Origin of the sequence: Caballeronia sp., assembly GCF_049581465.1 — a bacterium.
In the GTDB taxonomy this organism is placed as follows: Bacteria; Pseudomonadota; Gammaproteobacteria; order Burkholderiales; family Burkholderiaceae; genus Caballeronia.
In genome coordinates, this window is record NZ_JBAUSA010001272.1 from 1 (window position 1) to 5,325 (window position 5,325).

6 protein-coding genes and 3 pseudogenes are annotated in these 5,325 nt (G+C 61.4%); 5 read left to right on the plus strand and 4 right to left on the minus strand.

What is annotated here, in order from left to right; translation table 11 throughout:
* Positions 1–353, minus strand: a pseudogene (locus tag WCA53_RS30835) (hypothetical protein); the annotation flags it as partial.
* A 215-nt stretch (positions 354–568) separates the two neighbouring features.
* Between WCA53_RS30835 and WCA53_RS30840 the strand changes: the two are divergent.
* A pseudogene (locus WCA53_RS30840) lies at positions 569–940 on the plus strand (MFS transporter); the annotation flags it as partial.
* Between the two features lie 37 nt (positions 941–977).
* Here the strand turns inward: WCA53_RS30840 and WCA53_RS30845 are convergent.
* From WCA53_RS30845 to WCA53_RS30855, 3 genes are read right to left on the minus strand one after another with little or no spacing between them, the layout of a single operon-like run.
* Positions 978–1,847, minus strand: coding sequence for a putative DNA-binding domain-containing protein (locus WCA53_RS30845; RefSeq protein ID WP_423920438.1), 870 nt, complete (start codon positions 1,845–1,847; stop codon positions 978–980).
* Positions 1,847–2,728, minus strand: coding sequence for a DUF692 domain-containing protein (locus WCA53_RS30850; RefSeq protein WP_423920443.1), 882 nt, complete (start codon positions 2,726–2,728; stop codon positions 1,847–1,849). The genes WCA53_RS30845 and WCA53_RS30850 overlap by 1 nt, the downstream gene beginning before the upstream one ends.
* 58 nt (positions 2,729–2,786) lie before the next feature.
* A complete protein-coding gene (locus tag WCA53_RS30855) occupies positions 2,787–3,041 on the minus strand; it encodes a DUF2282 domain-containing protein (RefSeq protein ID WP_423920447.1) in 255 nt (84 codons plus the stop codon).
* Positions 3,042–3,239: 198 nt separating this feature from the next.
* Here WCA53_RS30855 and WCA53_RS30860 point away from each other — a divergent pair, with 198 nt between their 5' ends.
* The 4 genes and pseudogenes from WCA53_RS30860 to WCA53_RS30875 form a co-directional block, all read left to right on the plus strand.
* Entirely contained in the window at positions 3,240–3,620 is a 381-nt protein-coding gene (locus tag WCA53_RS30860) for a DUF2946 domain-containing protein (protein ID WP_423920450.1), read from the plus strand.
* Positions 3,621–3,717: 97 nt separating this feature from the next.
* Complete coding sequence (locus tag WCA53_RS30865; protein ID WP_423920453.1) at positions 3,718–4,644, plus strand: hypothetical protein; 927 nt, start codon at positions 3,718–3,720, stop codon at positions 4,642–4,644.
* Positions 4,645–5,022, plus strand: coding sequence for a copper resistance CopC family protein (locus tag WCA53_RS30870; protein ID WP_423920456.1), 378 nt, complete (start codon positions 4,645–4,647; stop codon positions 5,020–5,022). It abuts the gene before it with no gap.
* 2 nt (positions 5,023–5,024) lie between these two features.
* Positions 5,025–5,325: pseudogene (locus WCA53_RS30875) on the plus strand (copper resistance protein CopD); the annotation flags it as partial.

A 5,325-nucleotide genomic window follows, 5' to 3' on the forward strand; every position in this document is an offset into this window, starting at 1 on the left:
AATACGATATACACAACCATGGCCGTCACCACCGGTGGCTGGGAAAAAAACCGCGCGACCGGCGACCGGCCACGCGCGGCCACACATGAAAAACAGAGAGCAGTGACGAATATCGTCAGGTTTGTCAGGTAGCTGCTCAGCCGCTCGATGCCGTCGAACACGCCCAACCCGCGAGCAAGCATTCGGTGCACGGTGATGTCGGCTTGGGCAGCAAGCGACAGCCACGCGATCGCCGCAATGCAGGCCGCCAGCAGCAGCGATGCGGTGCTAGGCGCGGCCAGTGGCGGCTCACTTACACCCGTTGCTGCAGAGTCGGCGTGCGACCGCAGCTTGGTTTCGACATGCTCGGACATGAGACGATCTTATACACGACCCGAGCGCTTTGCAGCAGGTTGCACGGCAGCAGCCGCAGCCGCAGGGTTTGGAGCTTCGAGTCAGGTTGTCTAGCATCGCATTAGTCCGGCGCCGCTAGCGCTTCAAGTAGAATCATAAGCATGCTACCCATCAAAACCGCATCGCCCGGCCCCTGCAGCGTGCGTCTGCAATACTGAACCACGCTGACCGCTTCGTGAAACCCACCAATTTCCGCCTGACCGCTGCGGTTGTCGCCAGTGCCCTCTTCATGCAGAACATGGATGGCACGATTGTCGCGACCGCGCTGCTGTCCATGGCGCGCGATCTCGGCGTCGACCCGGTTCATCTAAGCAGCGCGATTACGGCCTACCTGGTCGCGCTGACGGTGTTCATTCCGCTTAGCGGCTGGGTGGCCGACCGCTTCGGCGCGAAGCGCGTCTTCATGTGGGCAATCGCGACATTCACGCTGTCCTCCGTGGCGTGCGCCGCTTCCGGGAGCCTTTCCGCATTGATCGGCGCGCGGATCGTGCAGGGAATCGGTGGCGCGATGATGGTCCCCGTCGGACGCCTGATCCTGTTTCGCGGCAGGCTGGGGAAGGCATTTCGGCTGTCCGGCGAGGCAGTTAGGCGCGGGTGTTGGAGCGTTCGTGGACGCTTACCGTGCCTGTAATCGCCGATGTGGAGATCCACGCGTGCCACTGGGAAGCGAAATCGAATTCGGGGTCAAGTGCGAATGCCGCATCGAGTGCTTCGTTAAGCGTATTGCCACGCTGCAACGCGACAAAGGCCGCATGTGCAGCCGCTGAATGCACAAGTGTTGTGGGTCGCCACAGCGGACGCACGACGAGGGTCCACGACGGTACGTCGACATCCTGTGGGAACACCCCGCCCGGCTGATGCGCGAGCCAGATGTCTGTTATCGCATGCTGAGAGGCGATTGCCACGCATGCCTCGTTGACGACCAACCGCGCCTGGAGCAACCGCTCCTGACCGATCTCGATCCAGTGTTGCGGCGTGAAAGCTTCTACGTCCGCCGCGAAGCTTGCTACATGCAGTGACCATTCAAGGCGCGCCATGTCGCCGAAATAGCGAAAGCGTGAGTCTTGCTCGTACTGCTCGATGAAGCTCGGCAATGCATCGCCGAAGCCAATGAGGTCACCGCTCTCCGACGGATGCGCGCGAGCGTATGCGAGTGACAGCGCGTCGAAATAGGCGTCGCCGCCAAGCGCGAGCAACACGGGGTAGGCATTCGCGAGCGCCGCGCGCCATTGGCCGCGCACGTTGCCACGGTAAAGCGCGATGCGGCGGCGCAAGGCGTCATCGGCAGCGGCAAGGGCGCGTGTATCGGCCGCCTCGCCTCGATCGACCCGTCCCGGGTCCGAGCTGGATATCGGTGGCACAGGCTTCAGACGCGAAAGCAACGGCGGTTCATATTGCGCATCTCCAAGCGCCGCGGCAAACATTCGCTGGAGGGATTCAAGCTGCGTCGCCATTACTCGCCTTTACCGGAGTGGCGGTCGCATGGCCCTAGCGTGACCGGCCGCACCCGTGACATCTTATTGCGTGCGAGTTGCGCTTCGTCCAGCAAGACACTCAACGGCGGCACATCGGTGTCCCATTCGATCAACGTCGGCAATTCCTTGAAGCGGCCTAGCGCGTATTCATAGAGCGCCCAGACGGCGGGAGCGACACGTGAGCCATGATCGTCGATGACGGCGACGTCGGTCATGCGGTGCCCAGCCAGATGAATTTCACCGACCATGCCAGGCGGCAATGCATCCATCGCCGCGATCGCATCCTCGCCGTTATTGCACTGGTTCACGTACAGATTGTTGACGTCGAGCAGCACGCCACATCCCGTGCGTCGCGCCAGTTCGGCAAGAAACGCCGTCTCGCCGTACTGGTCGTCGCGGAATCGGACGTAGGCCGAAACGTTTTCAAGCAGGATTGACCGGCCCAGCGTCTCCTGCACTTGATTGACTCGCGAACTGAGATGAGTGAGCGATGCATCGGTCAGCGGCATCGGCAGCAGGTCGTTCAGGTAACCGTTGGACGTCGCCTCCCAGCACAGATGCTCGGAGATGACGGTAGGCTCGCTCCGCTCGACCAGGCGCCGGAGCTTGCCCAGGTGAATGAGGTCAAGTGGCATTCCAGAACCCAGCCCGAGGCCGACACCATGCAGACTAACGGGCAGATCACGTCGCACGGTATCGAGTACGTGCAGGTCATAGCCGCCATCGCCGAAATAATTCTCGCTGTGCACCTCGATCCAATCCACTGCGGGCGCCCCGTTGAGGAAGTCGCCATAGTGCGCGTGACGCAGTCCGACACCGACACCGGAGGGTGCCAACACAACCGAGGTGGTCGTACTCATATGACCCCCTGTGCGAACCTTGTTAAGACGCGACGATGGACCTTTGATGGGCTAAGCGTCATTTCCCGACCGTGCCGCCCATTTTTTCGCAGGTCCCCTTTGGCACGGACTTGAAGTCGCCCTTGTCATTGTCGACCTTCGACTGGCCCGCACAGCCATGCACGCCGGTCTTGCTCGCACAATCGTTCTGACCGGCCTTGGCGATGCCAAAGCACTGCACGGTGTCGTCCGCACGAGCGGTATTGATGCCGGTCGTGGCGAGGCCCGCGAGCGCAACGGCGACTAGCGCGTGCCGGTTGAGATTTGATTTCATCTTGCTTTCACCTTTGGAAAAGCGGCATTCGGTGGCCGTTGGTTTCATTGGGAGGTGTGCGTAGCTGCTTTATTTTCCTTGAAAAATCGCCGACGATGGGTCCACGTGTGACATGTCAATTCTTGCATGCCGTGCTCAATAGCCGCGTGGCATAATCGGCGCCACATCGTTATTACTCCGTGTCCTCTCGTCCCCAGCATGTTTAGCATTCGCCTACAAAAAATCGGCAGCCTCCTAGGATTGCTTGCAATCCTGATGGGCACGCTTGCGCCGACGATCTCGCAGGCGCGTGCCGGACACGACCGCTTAGGGCAGGCGCTGGCGACTTACTGCTCGGCCGACGCGGACACGCGTGCGGGATCGAATGACGGCAAGTCTTCCGATCCCGCAGCGTTGCACTGGCAGGCTTGTGCTTATTGCGGCATGCTCGCCCACGTGCCGGTCCTGCCGGGTTCGGCACTCGCTTTCGTGGCCACGCAGTTGGTCACGCGCGCGCCGGACCATGCAACGCACCACGAAGTACGCGTACCGTTCCTCTACACCGCGGCCCAGCCGCGTGCGCCCCCCGTCCTCTCCTGACTCGTTCTGAACTCAGCCGCGTAACCGCGCTGCATGAGTAGCCGGATGTCGCCGCGCAGATGCGTCGACGCTCAACGACAATTGGAGAAGGACAATCATGCGAACGCTTTTCAAGCGACACGCGGCGCCTGCACGCGTCGCCCTTATGGCGGTCGGCTCGGCCGCCTGTCTCGCCGGTTCGCCCGCAGCTTCGGCTCACGCAGTGGTTGGCGACCGCGTATTTCCGGCGACGCTGACCGTCGACGACCCCGGAGTCGGCGACGAATTCGACACCCAGTTCGGCCATATCAAGAGTCCGACGGGTAACGGCGATGATATGAACATCAACACTGTGTCCTACGAGTGGGACAAGCTGATCACGCAGAATCTCGCGTTTAGCATTGCGAGTGACTACGTTAGCCAGAACGCACCGAACGGTGGCTCGGCCAAGGGCTGGGACAACATCACGGTCGGCGCTAAGTACATGATCTATGCGAATGCGCGCCATGAATTCATGGCATCGATCGGTCTCGAGGCTGAAATTGGCGGCACGGGCTCAAGATCGATTGGGAACTCGTATTCGACGTTCACTCCGGACTTCTATTTCGGCAAGGGCTTCGGCGACCTGCCGGCCTCGCTCAGCTACCTGCGGCCTTTCGCGATCACCGGCGAACTTGGCCCGAACCTGACGACTGCATCGTCCGATAACGGGCCGAATTCGTTCGGCTGGGGCTTGACGTTGCAATACAGCATTCCGTACTTGCAATCGCAGGTTAAAGACCTCGGGATTCCGCAGCCGTTCAGCAACGTGTTCCTGGTCGTAGAAGCGCCGATGAGTACGTGTACGGCGGGCGCATGCGCCGGTCAAACAACAGGGACCATCAACCCGGGCTTCCTCTGGCTTAACCGCTACGGCCAGTTTGGTGTCGAAGCGCAGATTCCGGTCAATCGCCGGACCGGCAATCACGTCGGTGTGCTGTTCGATGCTCACCTGTATTTCGACGACATCTTCCCCAAGTCTCTTGGCAAACCACTCTTCAACTAGATGAAAACCGCTCTCCTGAACTCACTTACGGCGCGCGGCCTTGTCGCCGCGCTCACACTGACTTTCGCCCAATTCGCCCATGCCCACGCCTATCCGACCCATCAGGTGCCGTCCGCCGGTTCGACCGTGCCCACCTCGCAAAAAGAGGTGGCAATCGATTTCGACGATGGCCTTGAGCCCGCGTTTAGCTCAATCACCGTGACCGATGCGCAGGGAAAGTCGGTCACGAGCGACAAGGCCGTGGTCGATCCTGCAAACAAGAAACACATGTCGGCGGCGCTCAACCCGCTGACGCCGGGCGGCTACTCGGTCGCGTGGGTAGCGGTGGCCGCTGACGGACATCGCACGCAGGGTCACTATAGCTTCACGGTGAAGTGACGATGGTGCCCCTCGTTGTGATGCAGATCGCAGTCGCTGCAGCACAGGACGTGCTGTTTGCGATCGCGGTGGGGGCGTTCGCGTGCGGCGTGATGCTTGGGCGGGATGCTCGGGCCACTCAGGCTTTCGCCGCCACGCTAGGCCGCTTGCGACTCTTCGCGCTGTGCGTGCTGGCGCTCGCCTGCTGCCTCTACCTGTGGTTGCAGGCAACGGTGATGAGCGGCGGGCCGCTCACTGAAGCGGGGCAGGCGGTGACGGCTGTGCTGACACAGTCGCACTACGGTATGGCGTGGACGGCTGGTT